This window comes from Aquabacterium sp. J223, from assembly GCF_024666615.1.
GTDB lineage: Bacteria > Pseudomonadota > Gammaproteobacteria > Burkholderiales > Burkholderiaceae_C > J223.
In genome coordinates, this window is sequence record NZ_CP088297.1 from 1,410,430 (window position 1) to 1,426,347 (window position 15,918).

The 15,918-nt window shown below is 72.3% G+C and carries 14 protein-coding genes; 2 read left to right on the forward strand and 12 right to left on the reverse strand.

Annotated elements, in window-relative coordinates; all coding sequences use genetic code 11:
* Positions 1 to 3: 3 nt before the first annotated feature.
* The 12 genes from LRS07_RS06830 to atzF form a co-directional block, all read right to left on the reverse strand.
* Positions 4 to 1,017: an ABC transporter permease gene (locus LRS07_RS06830; RefSeq protein WP_260501203.1), complete on the reverse strand. Its 1,014-nt coding sequence runs from the start codon at positions 1,015 to 1,017 to the stop codon at positions 4 to 6.
* Between the two features lie 9 nt (positions 1,018 to 1,026).
* On the reverse strand, positions 1,027 to 1,722 hold the full coding sequence (locus LRS07_RS06835; protein WP_260501204.1) for a cysteine hydrolase family protein: 696 nt from the start codon (positions 1,720 to 1,722) through the stop codon (positions 1,027 to 1,029).
* 25 nt (positions 1,723 to 1,747) lie between these two features.
* A complete protein-coding gene (locus LRS07_RS06840; protein ID WP_260501205.1) occupies positions 1,748 to 3,358 on the reverse strand; it encodes an ABC transporter ATP-binding protein in 1,611 nt (536 codons plus the stop codon).
* A 615-nt stretch (positions 3,359 to 3,973) separates the two neighbouring features.
* Entirely contained in the window at positions 3,974 to 4,969 is a 996-nt protein-coding gene (locus LRS07_RS06845; protein WP_260501206.1) for a formamidase, read from the reverse strand.
* Between the two features lie 21 nt (positions 4,970 to 4,990).
* Positions 4,991 to 5,671: a biuret amidohydrolase gene (biuH, locus tag LRS07_RS06850; RefSeq protein ID WP_260501207.1), complete on the reverse strand. Its 681-nt coding sequence runs from the start codon at positions 5,669 to 5,671 to the stop codon at positions 4,991 to 4,993.
* Positions 5,672 to 5,679: 8 nt separating this feature from the next.
* Entirely contained in the window at positions 5,680 to 6,582 is a 903-nt protein-coding gene (locus LRS07_RS06855) for an ABC transporter permease (RefSeq protein ID WP_260501208.1), read from the reverse strand.
* A gap of 42 nt (positions 6,583 to 6,624) precedes the next feature.
* Entirely contained in the window at positions 6,625 to 7,713 is a 1,089-nt protein-coding gene (locus LRS07_RS06860; protein ID WP_260501209.1) for an ABC transporter permease, read from the reverse strand.
* Between the two features lie 111 nt (positions 7,714 to 7,824).
* On the reverse strand, positions 7,825 to 8,958 hold the full coding sequence (locus LRS07_RS06865) for a BMP family ABC transporter substrate-binding protein (protein WP_260501210.1): 1,134 nt from the start codon (positions 8,956 to 8,958) through the stop codon (positions 7,825 to 7,827).
* A gap of 76 nt (positions 8,959 to 9,034) precedes the next feature.
* The gene (locus tag LRS07_RS06870) at positions 9,035 to 10,432 is read right to left on the reverse strand and encodes an AtzE family amidohydrolase (protein WP_260501211.1); all 1,398 of its coding nucleotides are present in this window, start codon (positions 10,430 to 10,432) and stop codon (positions 9,035 to 9,037) included.
* A gap of 75 nt (positions 10,433 to 10,507) precedes the next feature.
* Complete coding sequence (locus LRS07_RS06875) at positions 10,508 to 10,717, reverse strand: DUF4089 domain-containing protein (protein WP_260501212.1); 210 nt, start codon at positions 10,715 to 10,717, stop codon at positions 10,508 to 10,510.
* A 4-nt stretch (positions 10,718 to 10,721) separates the two neighbouring features.
* Complete coding sequence (locus LRS07_RS06880) at positions 10,722 to 12,341, reverse strand: ABC transporter substrate-binding protein (protein WP_260501213.1); 1,620 nt, start codon at positions 12,339 to 12,341, stop codon at positions 10,722 to 10,724.
* A 32-nt stretch (positions 12,342 to 12,373) separates the two neighbouring features.
* On the reverse strand, positions 12,374 to 14,194 hold the full coding sequence (gene atzF, locus LRS07_RS06885; RefSeq protein WP_260501214.1) for an allophanate hydrolase: 1,821 nt from the start codon (positions 14,192 to 14,194) through the stop codon (positions 12,374 to 12,376).
* Positions 14,195 to 14,425: 231 nt separating this feature from the next.
* On the opposite strand from atzF, the gene LRS07_RS06890 reads away from it, so the two are divergent.
* Both LRS07_RS06890 and LRS07_RS06895 read left to right on the forward strand, forming a co-directional pair.
* Positions 14,426 to 15,247, forward strand: a complete 822-nt coding sequence (locus LRS07_RS06890; RefSeq protein WP_260501215.1) for a hypothetical protein — start codon at positions 14,426 to 14,428, stop codon at positions 15,245 to 15,247.
* A 4-nt stretch (positions 15,248 to 15,251) separates the two neighbouring features.
* Positions 15,252 to 15,905 carry a glycosyltransferase family protein gene (locus LRS07_RS06895; RefSeq protein WP_260501216.1) on the forward strand — a complete coding sequence of 218 codons (654 nt, stop codon included), beginning with the start codon at positions 15,252 to 15,254 and terminating at the stop codon, positions 15,903 to 15,905.
* Positions 15,906 to 15,918 lie beyond the last annotated feature (13 nt).

A 15,918-nucleotide genomic window follows, 5' to 3' on the forward strand; every position in this document is an offset into this window, starting at 1 on the left:
GCCTCAGCCCTCCACGGTCACGCGCGGGTCGATCAGCGTGTACAGCAGGTCGACCAGCAGGTTGAGCAGCACGAACAGCACCCCCATGGTGAGCACGAAGCCCTGGATGGGCGCGTAGTCGCTGGCGGTCAGCGCGTCGATGGCGTAGCTGCCCACGCCCGGCCAGCCGAACACCTTCTCGACCACCACGCTGGAGCCCAGCATGAAGCCGAACACCATGCCGAGCGTGGTGACCACCGGCAGCAGCGCGTTGCGCAGCGCGTAGCGCACCAGGACCGTCACCGGCCCCAGCCCGCTGGCGCGCGCGGTGCGCACGAAGTCGGACGACAGCACCGCCAGCATGGAGCCGCGTGTCATGCGGGCGATCGGCGCCAGCACGAACAGCGCCATCGTGATGACCGGCAGCAGCAGCTGGGTGAAGCACGCCCACCACAGCGCCGGGTCGCCGGCCAGCGCGGCATCGACGAGGTAGAAGCCGGTGACCGGCGCCGGCGGCGAGTACAGCGGGTCCAGCCGGCCCAGCGGCGACGGCGCCCAGCCGAGCAGGAAGTAGAAGACGTACGACAGCAGCAGCCCGGTGAAGAAGATGGGCAGCGACACGCCGGCCGTGGTCAGCACCCGGCAGAGCTGGTCGATCCAGCTGCCCGGCCTGACGGCGGCGGCCACGCCCAGCGGCAGCGCGATGGTGCAGGCCAGCACCAGCGCCAGCAGCACCAGCTCCAGCGACGCCGGCAGCCGCGCCAGCAGTTCGGCCAGCACCGGCTGGCCGGTGGTCAGCGACTGGCCGAGGTCGCCGCGCGCCAGCTCGCCCAGGTAGCGCAGGAACTGCTCGGGCAGCGGCCGGTCCAGGCCCAGGCTCTTGCGCACCTGTTCGATGGCCTCCGGCGTGGCGGCGCCACCGGCGAAGAAGGCCGCCGGGTCGCCCGGCAGCGCGCGGGTGAGCAGGAAGGTGATGACCACCACCCCCACCAGGTTGGGCAGCGCGCCGAGCAGGCGCTTGCCGATGAGCTTGAGCATGGCGGGACCTCAGGCGGCGAGCGGGGCCGCGGCGCGCGTCGCCGCCTGCAGGGCGGACAGCGGTGCCGCCCAGCCGACGATGCCGCCCTGCGCCACCACCATCTCGATCGTGGTGGCGTGGAACTGCGGGAAGTAGCTGCCGCAGCAGTCGGTGACGATCAGGCTGTCGAAGCCGCGGTCGTTGGCCTCGCGCATCGAGGTCTGCACGCAGACCTCGGTGGTCACGCCGGCGAACAGCAGGTGGGTGATGCCGGCCCAGCGCAGTTCGCTTTCCAGCGGCGTGGCCCAGAAGGCGCCCTTGCCCGGCTTGCGCAGCACCGTCTCGCCGGGCAGCGGCTGGCATTCGGCGACGAAGTCGGAGCCGGCCTCGCCGGCCACTAGCACCCGGCCCAGCGGCCCCGGATCGCCGATGCCGCAGGCCAGCCCGCCACGGGCGCGCTTGGCCGGCGGGCAGTCGGACAGGTCGGCCAGGTGGGCCTCCTGCGTGTGCACGATCTTCAGGCCGAGCGACCGGGCCCAGCCCAGCAGTTCGGCGCAGCGGGCGGCCACGCCGTCGAGCTGCGACACGTCGTTGCCCAGCAGCGCGCCGAAGCCGCCGGGTTCCAGGAAGTCGCGCTGCATGTCGATCACCACCAGCGCGGTGCGGCCGCGGCGGAAGGCGAAGGGGCCCGGGCGGGCGTCGACGCTGAGCAGGGTGTCGGGCATGGCGTGGGCTCCTCCAGGGGTCGTGCTAGGCCGCGCGGGCCAGGGGCTCGTGCGATGAGCCGGCCGAGGTCTCGCCCGCCATCGCGCGGCCGAGCGCGGCGATGTCCACCGCCGCCCGGTCGGCGACCGGCACCTCGAGCGCGATGTGGCCGTGCGACATCACCAGCAGCCGGTCGGCCAGGGCGATGAGTTCGTCCAGGTCCTCGCTGATCAGCAGCACGCCGCAGCCGGCGGCCCGCGCGGCGCGCAGGCGGGCGTGGATCTCGGCGGCGGCCTGGAAGTCGAGACCGAAGCACGGATTGGCGACCAGCAGCAGCCGCGGGTTGGACGACAGCTCGCGCGCCAGCACGGCGCGCTGCACGTTGCCGCCGGACAGCGAGGCGATGGGCGCCTGCGGCCCGGTGGTCTTGACCTTGAAGTGGGCGATGCCCTGCAGCGCCTGCGCGCGCATGGCCGAGCGCGAGAGGTAGAGCCCCGCCGCCTTGAGCGGCGCCACGTCGAAGTTGCGCAGCGCCAGGTTCTCTTCCACCGACAGCCGGCCGACGCAGGCGTTGTGCAGCGGCTCTTCGGGTAGGCTGGCCACCCGGGCCTGCCGCGCGGCCTTGCGCGTCGGTGCGTAGGGCTGGCCGTCGACCTGCAGCCGGCCGGCGGCCAGCGGCAGCACGCCGGTGAGCGCGGCCATCAGCTCGCGCTGGCCGTTGCCCGACACGCCGGCGATGCCGACGATCTCGCCCGGCGCCACGTCGAGGCTGACGCCGTCGACCACCAGGCGCCCGGATGCGGGATCGGCCACCGACACGCCCTGCAGCGCCAGCCGTGGCGCCTGGCCGGCGGCGGCCGTCGGCCGGCCCGCGGCCGGCGGCGCGGCCGTGGGATCGAGCTCGGCCTGCAGCGCCGCCGGCAGGCCGGTGGGCAGGGCGACGGCGCTGCCCGCGGTGGCGGCGTCGGCGCCCATCATCCAGCCGGCCAGGGTGTCGCGGTCGATGTCGGCCACCCGGGCCTCGCCGGCCAGGTGGCCGCGGCGCAGCACCGTCACCGCGTCGCAGTAGCCGAAGACCTCGCGGAACTTGTGCGTGATGATGAGCACCGACAGCGCGCCCGACTGCGTCATCGCCTTCATGCGGCCCAGCACCTCGTCGGCCTCCTGTGGCGTCAGCACCGAGGTCGGCTCGTCCAGCACCAGGAAGCGGCGCTGGGTGTAGAGCTGCTTCAGGATCTCCAGCTTCTGCTTCTCGCCGGCCGACAGCTCGGCGCAACGCCGGTCCAGCGGCAGGGGGAAGGGCGCGGTGGCCATGAAGGCGTCGAGCTTGCGCCGCTCGGCCTTCCAGTCGATCCAGCCCGGCAGGGTGTCGCTGGCCAGCGCCAGGTTCTCGGCCACCGTCATGCCGGGCGCCAGCGTGAAGTGCTGGAAGATCATGCCCAGGCCCAGCCGCGCCGCGTCGCGCGGGCTCCTGATGTCGTGCTCGCGGCCATCGACCGTGACCGCGCCCTCGTCGGCGGGCTGGAAACCGATCAGCGCCTTGACCAGCGTGCTCTTGCCGGCGCCGTTCTCGCCGAGCAGGGCGTGGAAGCTGCCCTTCTCGACGGTCATGCTGACGTCGGTCAGCGCCTGGAAGGCGCCGAAGCGCTTGCTCATGCGGAGCATGGCGACGCTGGCGGCGCCTTCTGGCTTCTTGGGGGAGGGATGAGCTGGCTCATGTGTGGGTCTTTGTGGTTAGAGCCCGTGGGCCTGCGCGGCCCACGCCCGCGGTAACTTTCTTTTGGTCTTGCCCAAAAGAAAGTCACCAAAGAAAAGGGCGCTCAACATCCGATCGCGCTCTCGAACTGGATGACGGGGCCCGCTTATCGCTCCAGTTCCTGCCTGCCACCAGGCCCTGCCGCAGTCAGTGAGTGAGGTGGACGTTCCACCAACGGCAGCTTCCGGCAGCGCTCGTGTCGAGTCCCGCGCCGCTTCGCTTCGCTCGCTTGCAAGCCCGAAGGCACCTCCTGCGCCCACTGGCTGCTGTAGGCGAGCGCAGCGACGCCGCGACAAGCGGACCCCGGTGGCCGTGAGGGAGCGAAATCGGATGTTGTGTTGAGGCCCTTTTCTTTGGTTGCTTTCTTTTGGGCCACCAAAAGAAAGAACCGCGGGTGTGGGCCGCGCAGGCCCACGGGCTGCACCGCAAAGCAGAGCCCGCGAGGCCATCACCTCAAGCCGCCTTGCCCAACCGCGGCAACACCCACGGCAACGACGCCTGCGGCACCACCGGATTCACCTCGGCCCCCGGTACGACCGGGACGGCGCATCGAACCCGCAAGAGGTGCCATCGGTCACCTCCACCGACCAGGGCAGCGCGTACCGCCCCGCCACCATGTCCTGCATGAAGGTGTAGGGGCAGTCCTGCGCCCCGCCCTTCACCGCCACGTAGCCGCGGTGGTAGAGCTGGTACGGGTTGTTCTCCACGCCCCAGCCGGCGCGCGCCTCGCGCACGAGGTCGGGCCGCACCTCGCAGGTGATGATCTCGTCCGGCCGCCCGCCGCCTTCGACCAGCACCGTGCCGTCGAACTGGCAGACCATGCCCTCGCCCATCGAGTCGAAGCTGCCGTCGCTGCCGCACAGGCACACGCTGGCGGTCACCGCCAGGTTCTGGAAGGCGTTGGCCTGGTTGGTGATCTTCCAGGCGTGGCGGATGGGCGCGGTGTAGCCCGCCGTGCGCAGGATGACCTCGGCGCCCTTGTAGGCCGCCTCGCGGGCCATCTCGGGGAACATGCCGTCGTGGCAGATGATCAGCGCCAGCGTGCTGCCGTTGGGGCCCTTGCACACCGGCACGCCCAGGTTGCCCGGCTCCCAGGGCTCCACCGGAACCCAGGGGTGCAGCTTGCGGTAGTACAGCTGGATCGCGCCCTGGTCGTCGATGATCAGGCCGCTGTTGTACGGGTTGCCGTGCGGGTTGGCCTCCATGATGGAGAAGCAGCCCCAGATGCGGTGCTCGACGCAGGCGGCCTTGAACGCCGCCACCTCCGGCCCGTCGAGCGTGCACATGAGCGCCGGGTCGGTGCTCATCGACAGGCCGTGCAGCGCGTATTCGGGGAACACGACCAGGTCCATGCCCGGCTGGTTGCGCCGCGCCTTGCCGACCAGCTCGACGATGCGCGCCGCCTGCGCCTTCAGTTGCGCCGGCGTCTCGACCACCGGCAGCTGCAGCTGCACCAGGCCGATGCCGACACCGTGCTTGGACTTGTTGAGTCCGCCCAGTCCTGTGGTCATCTCGATACTCCTTGGGATGGTTCAGGCCAGCGCTGCCAGCAGGGCAGCGGAAGAGGCGACGGCGCCGAAGACGCCGCCCTGCATGGTCACCATCTTCAGCGCCGCCTCGTGGTTGCCGCGGTCGGTGGCGCCGGTGCCGTCGCTGACGATCACGCATTCGAGGCCGCGGTCGTTGGCCTCGCGCATGGTCGTGTGCACGCACACGTCGGTGGTGATGCCGGTGAGGATGAGGTGCCGGATGCCGCGCGTGTGCAGCAGCAGCTCGAGGTCGGTGGCGTAGAACGAGCCCTTGCCCGGCTTGTCGATGATGGCCTCGCCGGGCAGCGGGGCCAGTTCGTCGATGATGTTCCAGCCCGGCTCGCCGCGGACGAGGATGCGGCCGCAGGGCCCCTCGTCGCCGATGCCGGCGCCGATCTGCCGCGAGCGCCAGCGCTTGTTGGCGGGCAGGTCGGCCAGGTCGGGCCGGTGGCCTTCGCGGGTGTGGATGACGTGCAGGCCGACGCGGCGCGCCGCGTCCAGCAGCGACTGGATGGGGCCGATCGGCGCGCGGGTGAGCGACAGGTCGTAGCCCATCTTGTCGACGTAGCCGCCGATGCCGCAGAAGTCGGTCTGCATGTCGATGATGACCAGCGCGGTGTCGGCCGGCGTCCAGTCGTCGTAGGGCCAGGCGTAGGGCTTCGCGTCGACCTTGTTCAAGCTCATGACGGACCTCAACGGTTGAGAGACAGCTCGCCCGGCGCGCCGGCCTCGGCGCTCGGCCGGCCGATGCCGATCAGGATGGCCAGCGTCACCACGTAGGGCAGCGCGGCCAGCAGGTAGTAGCCCTGGCTGTAGCCCAGCGCCTGCAGCGCCGGGCTGATGGCCGATGCACCGCCGAACAGCAGCGCCGCCCAGATGCAGCGCCGCGGGTCCCAGCGCGCGAAGATGACCAGCGCCACCGCCATCACGCCCTGGCCGCTGGACAGCGCCTCGCTCCAGGCGCCGGGGTAGAACAGCGACAGCGACGCGCCGCCGACGCCGGCGCAGGCGCCGCCGAAGGCGGTGGCGCCCATGCGGTAGCGGCCCACCGCCAGGCCGAAGGCACGCGCCGCGGGGTCGCTGTCGCCGACCACGCGCAGCTTCAGCCCGATGCGGCTTCGCTGCAGCACCAGGTGCACCGCCAGCGCGCCGACCAGGCCGAGCACGAACAGCGGGTTGATGTCCAGCGCGGCGCGCAGCGCGGGCTGGTCGGTCAGCGCGGTGCCGATCGGCACCGCGGGCAGCGGCGGTGCGCTCGGCTGGATCAGCGGCTTGCCGAGCCAGAAGGCCAGGCCGGAGCCGGCCAGCATGAGCGCGATGCCGAGCGCGATGTCGTTGACCCGGGGCAGCCCGCACAACAGGCCGTGCAGCAGGCCGAGCACCGTGCCCACCAGCGCCGCGGCCAGCACCCCGAGCCAGGGCTGGCCGGTGCCCAGCGACACCGCGAAGGCGGTCATCGCGCCCATCAGCAGCGTGCCCTCCAGGCCGAGGTTGATGCGGCCGGCCTTCTCGGTCACCGTCTCGCCGAGGCTGACCCACAGCAGCGGCGTGCCGACGCGGATGGCGCCGCCGAGGATGGCCAGCGGCACCCCCACAGACCGAGGCCGGTGACGGTGGCGGCGGTGGCTTGGGCGACGTCAGCCATGGGCGGGCTCCGCGATCACGGTGGGGGCGGGCGGTGCGGCGGCTCGGCGCTGCCGCTGCGGCCAGCGGCGGCCGCGCAGCGTCTCGCAGCCGATGAGGGCGACGAAGGCGAAGCCCAGCAGCACCAGCACCGCCGCGTCGGGCAGGCCGAGGCGGCGCTGCAGCAGGCTGCCGCTGGCGGCGATGCCGCCGACCAGCACCGCCACCGGGATCACGCCCCAGGGCGAGAAGCGGGCGGCGAAGGCGATGAGGATGCCGGTGGTGCCGTAGCCGGCCAGCAGCGAGGCGTTGGCCGCGCCGTGCACCGCGGCCACCTCGACCGCGCCGGCGAGGCCGGCGCAGGCCCCGCCGGCGGCGCAGGCGCCGATGGTCAGCGCCGACACCCTCAGGCCCACGCCCAGTCCGGTGGTCGGGTTGCCGCCGGCCACCCGCAGGGCCAGGCCCAGCGGCGTGAACTTCAGCACCGCACCGGCGACGACCGCGGCGATCAGCCCCAGGCCCAGGCCCCAGTGCACGTCCAGCCCCGGCAGCGGCGGCAGCATCAGCGCCTCCGGCAGCGGGTGGGTCGAGGGCTTGTTCAGGCTGGCCGGGTCGCGCAGCACCGTCTCCACCATCTGGTTGAACACCGCGATCGCGATGAAGCTCATGAGCAGGCTGGCGATGGTCTCGTTGACCTCGCGCGCCTCGCGCAGCCAGCCGACGAGGCCGATCCACAGCCCGCCGACCAGCGCACCGGCCAGCGCCATCAGCGGCCAGACCACCACCGCCGGCTGCGCCTGCATCGCATGGCCGAGGGCCGCGGCGGCCAGGCCGCCCAGGCCCAGCGCGCCCTCGCTGCCGATGATCGTCCGGCCGGCCTGCGCCGGCAGCGCGACCGACAGCCCGGTCAGCAGCAGCGGCGCGGCGCGCTGCAGCGTGTTCTGCCAGGCGAAGGCATCGCCGAAGCCGCCCTGCAGGATGAGCGACCACACCTCCACCGGCGGAAAGCCGGCCAGGCCGACGGCCAGCGAGAAGGCGACCACCGTCAGCACCAGTGCCGCACCGGCCGGTATCAGCGACGACAGCAACTCACGCACGTTCATGACAGCGCCTGGTTGAAGCTGCCGCAGGCAGCTTGTCCTTCATGCTGGAACCCCCCTCCCGGAGGGGGGCAGGGGGGAGCGAAACGAACCCCGGAAGGGGAGCGGGCGCAGTCAGCTGATGCTGCCGATCACACCCTCAACCAAGTAGTTCATTTTTTCCAGCTCGCCGTTGAACTGGTCGAGGTTGCTGCCCTTGGGGATCACCACCGCGCCCTTGTTGTCCTTCAGCTCGCCCTTGAAGATGACGTAGGTGCCCTTCATCATCTCGGCCTTCACCGCGTCGGCCTTGGTCTTGGCGGCGGCCGGCACCGCGGTGCCGTAGGGGCTCATCTTCACGTAGCCGTCCTTGAGGCCGCCGCGCAGCACGTTGGGCATCGGCGCGCCGCTCTGCGCCGCCTTGATCTGCGCGGTGTAGGGCGTGGCCCAGTCCCATTCGGCGCCGGTGAGGTAGCCCTTGGGCGCCAGCGCGGCCTGGCTGGCGTGGTAGCCGCAGCTGAAGACGCCGCGCTTCTCGGCGGTCTCGACCACCACCTTCGGGCTGTCGACGTGGCAGGTCAGCACGTCCACGCCCTGGTCGATCAGGCTGGTCGTGGCCTCGGCCTCCTTGACCGGCATCGACCAGTCGCCGGTGAAGATCACGCGGGTCGTGAAGGCCGGGTCGATGCTCTTGGCGCCGAGCGTGAAGGCGTTGATGTTGCGCAGCACCTGCGGGATGGGCTTGGCCGCGATGAAGCCCAGCTTCTTGCTCTTGCTGACGTGCGCCGCGACGATGCCCGACAGGAACTGGCACTCGTCGATGTAGCCGAAGTAGCTGCTGGTGTTCTTCGGGTGCTTGCCCTCGGTCCACAGGCCGCCGCAATGGGCGAAGCGCACCTTGGGGTACTTCTCCGCCATCTTGATCATGTGCGGGTCGAAGTAGCCGAAGCTGGTCGGGAAGATCAGGGTGGCCTTGTCCTGGTTGATCATGGCCTCCATCGTCTTCTGCACGGCCACCGTCTCGGGCACGTTCTCTTCCTCGACCACCTTCACGCCGGGCAGCTTCTTGATCAGCGCGGCGGCCTGGGCCTGCGCCTGGTTGTAGCCGAAGTCGGTGCGCGGGCCGACGTAGATGACGCCGACGACCAGCGGCGTGCCCTGCGCCATGGCCTCCTGCCAGGCCGGCAGCAGGGCGGTGGTGCCGAGGGCGGCGCCGGCCTGCAGGACGCGGCGGCGGTTGAGGGCGAGGGCGAGGCGGGGATCGGTCATGGCGGGCTCCTGTGGGGAACGGGGCAGGGGGACGGCGGGGAGGGGAACGGCAATCGGGTGTGGACGGCGGCGGAGGTCAGCCGATGGCGGGCGGGCGCACCTGCACCACGCCGGCGGCTTCGAGCGCCGCGGCGGCGCGCAGCACGCGGTCCTCGCGCCAGGGCGCGGCGATGAGCTGCACGCCGATCGGCAGGTGGGTGTCCGCGCCGCGGGTCGCGCCCCACACCGGCACCGTGCACACCGGCAGGCCGATGCACGACACCGGCTGCGTCAGCAGGCCCAGGCTGGCGCGCGCCGGCAGGCGCTGGCCGCCCAGCTCCAGCCATTCGGTGCCGATGGCGGGCGCGGCGCAGGGCGTGGCCGGCGCCAGCAGCAGGTCGACGTCGGCGAAGCGGCGGTTCACCTCCTCGGCGAACCAGCGGCGCAGGCGCTGGGCCTGCACCACCCAGTTGGCGGGCAGCAGCGCACCGGCGAGGAAGCGGTCGCGTGTCAGCGGGTCGAAGTCGTCGGGCCGGCGGCGCAGGTCGTCGAGGTGGACGTTGGCGCCCTCGGCGTTGGTGATGACGAAGGCCGCGGCGCGGGCGCGCGCCACCTCGGGCCACTCCACCACCACCTTGGTGCCCAGGGCGTCGGCGACGCGGTCCACGGCCGCACGGGCATCGTCGGTGGCCATGTCGCGGAACCAGCCGCCGAGCACGCCGATGCGAAGGCCCTGGACGCCCTGGCCCAAGCGCTGGGCCACCGGGTCCATCGGACGCTGCGCGCAGCCGGGGTCCGCCGCGTCGGGGCCCTGCATCGCGTCGTAGGCCAGCGCCAGGTCCATCACGCTGCCGGCGAAGGGGCCGAGGTGGTCCAGGCTGGCGACGAAGGGGTAGCTGCCGCGGCGGGTGAGGCGCCCGAAGGTCGGCTTCAGGCCGAAGATGCCGCACAGCGACGACGGCACGCGGATGCTGCCGTTGGTGTCGGAGCCCAGCGTCAGCGGCACCTGGCCGGCCGCCACCGCGGCGGCCGAACCGCCGGACGAGCCGCCGGCCACGCGCGAGAGGTCGTGCGGGTTGCGGGTCGGGCCCTCGTGGCTGTTCTCGGTCGAGAAGCCGTAGGCGTACTCGTCCATGTTGAGCGCCCCGACCAGCACCGCGCCGGCGGCCTCCAGCCGCTGCACCAGCACCGCGTCGGCGGTGGCCGGCGGCGCCCCGCGCTCGATCTTCGAGCCGGCCAGCGTCGTCAGGCCGGCGATGTCGAACAGGTTCTTCACCGCGAAGGGCACGCCGCGCAGCGGCAGGTCGGCGTCGGGCGGCAGCGAGTCCAGCGCCTCGGCGCGGCGGCGGGCGCGCTCGGCGGTGAGGTCGGTGAAGGCGTTGACCTGGCCGTCGGTGGCCGCGATGCGCGCCAGCGCGTCCTCGACCAGCGCGGCGGCGGTGGTGTGGCCCTCGCGCTGGGCGAGCACCATCTGTTGGGCGGTGGAGGCTGGCATGTCAGTGCCGCCCGGCCGCCCGAAGGCCCTGGGCGCCCCCTCGGGGGGCAGCGAACGCGGGTGAGCGTGGGGGCGTCATTTCGGCGCGTCGAGGTCGCGGGGGGTGAACACCGTCGCCGGTTCGTCGTGCGGCGCGAGCGGGAAGCCGTTGACCTGCTCGGCCATCGACGCCGCCAGGCGCACGTACTGCTTCACGCCCGGCAGGTGATCGGGCTTGATCGGCAGGTCGATGGCCCGGGCGGTGGCCGCGACCAGGGCGGCGATGTCGTCGTTCGTCAGGCCCATGGCGTCAGGCCTTCGACAGGTCGCGGTAGTCGGGCTGCAGGTGGAACCAGTAGGTGTAGCCCTTCACGTTCTTCTGCATCGCCACGTCCATGGTCGGCTGGAACAGCGGCACGCGCGGCACCTCGTTCCAGGCGATCTGGATCATTTCCTTCACCGCCGCCTCGTAGATGGGCTTGCTCTCGGCGAAGCGGGCGTTGCCCACCACCCGGTCCAGCCGCGGGTTCTGGTAGCTCATGGTGTTGAACACCGCGTTCTGGCCGTGGTAGCACCAGAAGAAGAAGTACTCGGGGTAGTTCAGCCAGCCGCCGAAGCGGTTGATGATCAGCGGCATGTCCTTCTTCAGCAGCGCGCCGCGCCAGGTCGCCCCGGGGATCTTGTTGAGCTGCACCTTGATGCCGATCTGGGCCAGCGACTCCTGGATCAGCACGGCCATCGGCTCGTTGATGGTGGCCCCGCCCAGGTCGTAGGACAGCGTGGTCTCGAAGCCGGCGGCGGCGCCGGCCTCGGCCATGAGCGCCTTGGCCTTCTCGACGCTGGTCGCGTAGCCGGTGGGCTGCGGCCAGGCGGTGGTCTTCACCGTCGGCGAAGGCGCGCCGTAGAGCTTGGCGCCGCGGCCGTAGAGCGCCGTGTCGTACAGCTTGTCGTAGGGCAGCACGTAGGCCACCGCCTGGCGCACCTTCTCGTTGTTGAAGGGCGGCTTGGTGACGTTCATGCCCAGGTAGATCATCGAGTTCTCGATGGGCATGGAGCTGACCGCGATGTTGCCGCCGTCCTTCGCCAGCTCGGCGAAGTCCTTCGGCGGCAGGTCGTAGGTCATGTCGATGTCGCCCTTGACCAGCAGCGCCCGGCGGTTGCCGGCGTTCGGCACCTCGCGCTGCACGATGCGGCGCAGCGCCGGCAGCTTGCCGCTCTTCCAGTCCTCGTTGCGCACGTAGATGATTTCCTGGCCGGGGCGCCAGGCTTCCAGCTTGTAGGCGCCGCCGCCCGCGGTGTTGTTGCGCGTCCAGGCCAGGCCCCAGGGGTCCTGCGGGGTGGCGTTCTTCTTCACCAGCTCGCTGTTGAAGACGCAGGGCACCGGCACCGCCAGGTCGTTCATGGTCAGCTTGTCGCGGCGCAGGAACTTGACGCGGAAGGTGTGGTCGTCGACCACCTCGAACTGGTCGGGCTGCTCCAGCGAGCCGGCGGCCATCTGGAAGGTGGGAAAGCCGCCGACCGTGACCGCGCGGTCGAAGCTCCACTTCACGTCCTTGGCCGTCACCGGCGTGCCGTCGTGGAACTTGGCGTTCTTGCGCAGCTTGAAGGTCACCGAGTTGCCGTCCGGTGCCATCTGCCAGCTCTCGGCCAGTTCGGGCTCCAGCTTGTTGATGTCGTAGACGGTGCGGCCGTCGGGCAGCTTCTTCTTGCCGTAGGTCATCAGGCGGTCGTAGACCAGCCAGCTCACGCCGTAGCTGGCCCGGTTGGCACCGACGGTGTGGATGTCCAGCGAGTTGGGGCCGAACTCGTTGGCCACCACCAGCACGTCCTGCGGCCGCGCCGGCTGGGCCTGCGCGACGGTGGCGAGCGTGCCCAGGCCGGTGGCACCGGACAGGGCGGCGCTGTGTTGGAGGAAGTCGCGTCGGTCCATGGGGTCCCTCTCGTTCGTTGTGCGGGGTGGGGTCAGGCGGCGGCGCTGCGCGCGGCCAGGTAGGCGCGCCAGCCGCCATGGCGGGTGATGTCCTCGGCGCCGGCCAGCGCATGCGCTTCGCAGACGAAGCCATGCACCCAGCGGCCGTCGGCCAGCTGCAGGCTGCCCAGGCCCAGCGGCGGCGGGATCAGCGCGAGGAAGCTGCCGACCGCGTCGACCGGCATGTCCCACACCTCGACGGCGACGGCGGCGCCGCCGTCGGCCACCAGCTGCAGCCCGGGCTTGGGCGGCACGGTGCCGGGCAGGGCGTAGAGGCGGTAGTGCGGCGCGGTGGTGGTGGCCTCGGCCAGCGTGGCGCCGCGTTCGATGAGCTGGCCGTTCAGCGGCAGGCCGGCGAGGTGGGCGCCGACGACGGCGATCGGCATGGTCGGCGCGGCCTGCGGCCAGCGCGCCGGCACGGTGGCGTCGCAGGCGCGGCCGGTGGCGCCCAGCGGCAGCGCCAGCGCCGCCTGCCAGGTGCTGCCGAAACGAGCGAGCGCCGCGTCGTGTCCACCCGGTCCGATGACGGTGATGCCGAAGGGCAACTCGGCCTCGTTGAAGCCTGCGGGCAGCGCCAGCGCGCACCAGCCCAGCAGGTTGACGAAGTTGGTCCAGCGGCCGAGCTGGGCGTTGGCCCCCAGCGGGTCGGCGTCGACCTCGGCGTGGGTCGGGTGGGCCGGCGCGGTGGGCACCAGCAGCGCATCGACCTGCTGCCACAGCGTGGCGGCCTGCCGGGCCAGCGCCTGCAGGCGGTAGCGGCCGCGGAAGGCGTCGGTGGCCGAGAAGCGGGCGGCCTGCGCCACCACCGCGCGCACTGCGGGGTCCAGCGTCTCGGGACGCTCGTCCAGCAGCGGCTGCACCACCGCATGGCGCTCGGCCACCCAGGGGCCGTCGTACAGCAGGGCGGCCACGTCGTACAGCGGGGTGAAGTCCAGCGGCAGCAGGCGGTGGCCGAGCGCCTCGGCCTGCGCGCAGGCGCGGCCCCAGGCGGCGTCGTAGCCCGGGCCGGTGAGCAGCACCTCGCGCGGCACGCCGAGGGTCAGCCGCTGCGGCCAGCGCGCGGGCCCGGCCGGCACGTCGCCGGTGAAGGGGTCGGCCGCGTCGTCGCCTTCCATCAGCGCCAGCAGCTCGGCACCGTCGGCCACCGTCAGCGCGAAGATGGAGACGCAGTCCAGGCTGCGGCAGGCCGGCACCACGCCGGCGGTGCTGACGCGGCCCGGCGTCGGCTTCACGCCGACCAGGTTGTTGAAGCCGGCCGGCACGCGGCCGGAGCCGGCGGTGTCGGTGCCGAGCGCGAACGGCACGTCGCCGCGCGCCACCACCACCGCCGAGCCGGAGCTGGACCCGCCGCTCACCCGCGTGGCATCGAAGGTGCTGGACGGCCGGCCGTAGGGGCTGCGCGCGCCGACCAGGCCGGTGGCGAACTGGTCGAGGTTGGTCTTGCCCAGCCACACCGCACCGGCGTCGACCAGCTTCTGCACGGCGGCGGCGGTGCGCGGCGCCACCTCGGCGAAGGCCGGGCAGGCCGCGGTGGTGACGACGCCCTCGATGTGGATGTTGTCCTTCACCGCGAAGGGCACGCCGTACAGCGGCAGCGCGGCGGCGCGGGCCGCGGCGTCCAGCCCGTCGGCGCGCGCGGCCAGCGCCTGCAGCTGGGTGGCCAGCTCGGCGTCGGTGGCCAGGTGGATCCACGCCTCGCGCGGGCTGTGCAGGCGCAACGACGCCAGGCGGTCGGCCAGCAGCGAGGCCGGCCGCGCACCGGCCGCGTAGGCGGCGCGCCAGTCGGCAAGCGTGAGCGGCCGAAGCGGCGTCATGGCAACGTGCACCAACTGGTATACATGTTGGAATGCATTGCAGGAGCCGTGCCAGCGTCCGCTCCCTCGGACAGGGCCGGGGCCACCCGCCGGATTGCGCGAAGCCGGTGCGCCGCGGGCACCGCGGCTGTGCCGGCGTGCCCGTCCGCCGTGCGGCGGCGGCGGATCTGCAGGGCGGAGCGCGCCCTGTTCGGCCGATCGCCGCCGGGCCCGTCGCGGCCCAATCGGGGCATGGGACCCACGCCTGCCGTCCACCTGTACCAGATCGCCTACTCGCCCGCCACGCTGGCCGCCATCGAGCCCGGCTACGAGGTGCTCGACAACCTGGCCAACCCGCGGCCGGACTGGTACGAGTATTGGCCGCTGCGCCGCTTCCTGCTCAACCACCCGCTGGACGAGGCGGCCTTCTACGGTTTCTTCTCGCCCAAGTTCGGCGCCAAGACGCTGCTCACCGCCGCCGACGTGCGCGCCACCGTGCAGGCGGCCGAGGCCGACGTGGTGCTGTTCTCGCCGCAGCCCGACATGGGCGCCTTCTTCCTCAACGTCTTCGAGCAGGGCGAGACCTTCGACCCCGGCCTGATCGACGCCTACTCCGCCTTCCTCGACCACATCGGCCGCACAGCCCCGCTGCGCCAGCTGGTGATGGACTCGCGCCAGGTGGTGTTCTCCAACTACTTCGTCGCGCGCCCGGCGTTCTGGCGCGAATGGCTCACCCTCAACGAGGCGCTGTTCGCCGTCTGCGAGGGCCCCGACACGCCGCTGCGCCAGGCGCTGACGAAACCGACCACCTACCCGGGCAGCGCCCAGCGCAAGGTCTTCCTGCAGGAGCGGGCGGCCTCGCTGCTGCTGACCGTGCAGCCGCGGTGGAAGAGCCACGCGGCCAACCCCTTCACCATGGGCTGGTCGATGTCGCGCCTGCGCGAGCACCCGATGGAGGCGGTGATGAGCGACGCCCTCAAGCTGGCCTACCGGCAGCAGGGCTTCGGCCACTACCTGCAGGCCTTCTCCACGCTGCGCGACCGCTTCGTCGCCGGCGGACCGGCGCGGGGCTGACGCGGTGCTCAGCATCTACGCCATCAACCTCGACCACCGCACCGACCGCTGGTCGGCGCTGCAGGCCTCGTCGCGGGCCAAGGGCCTGGACCCGGCCGCCATCCGCCGCTGGCCGGCGGTGGCCGACGCCGACTTCGGCGCGCTGGGCTGCGCCAAGTCGCACCTGGCGGTGCTGTCGCACTTCCTGTCGCAGGACCACGCGCCCTACTGCCTGGTGCTGGAGGACGACTTCGAGCTGCTGCGGCCCTGGGGCGAGTTCGTCGAAGCCTTCAACGGCCTGGCCGCCGAACGCATCGACTGGGACGCGCTGCTGCTGATGGGCACCGCGGTGCTGGCGCCGCCGCCGCGCGCCCCCGGCGTGGCCAAGCTGCTGGAGGCCCAGTCGGCCGCCGCCTACCTGGTGAGCCGCCGCTACGCCGCCACCGTGCTGGCCTGCTTCGCCGACTGCGTCCCGCACCTGGAGTCGCTGCGCGGCCTGCAGCCGCGGGCCGCGGTGACCGCCCGCTTCGCCATCGACCAGGCCTGGAAGGCGCTGCAGCGGCGCGACCGCTGGTACATCTTCTCGCCGGCCTTCGGCCGCCAGCGGCCGTCGTTCTCGGACATCGAGCAGTGCGACGTCAACTACGACGCGATGACCTACGGCCTGGCCGCCGCCTGACGCTTCAAGCCCT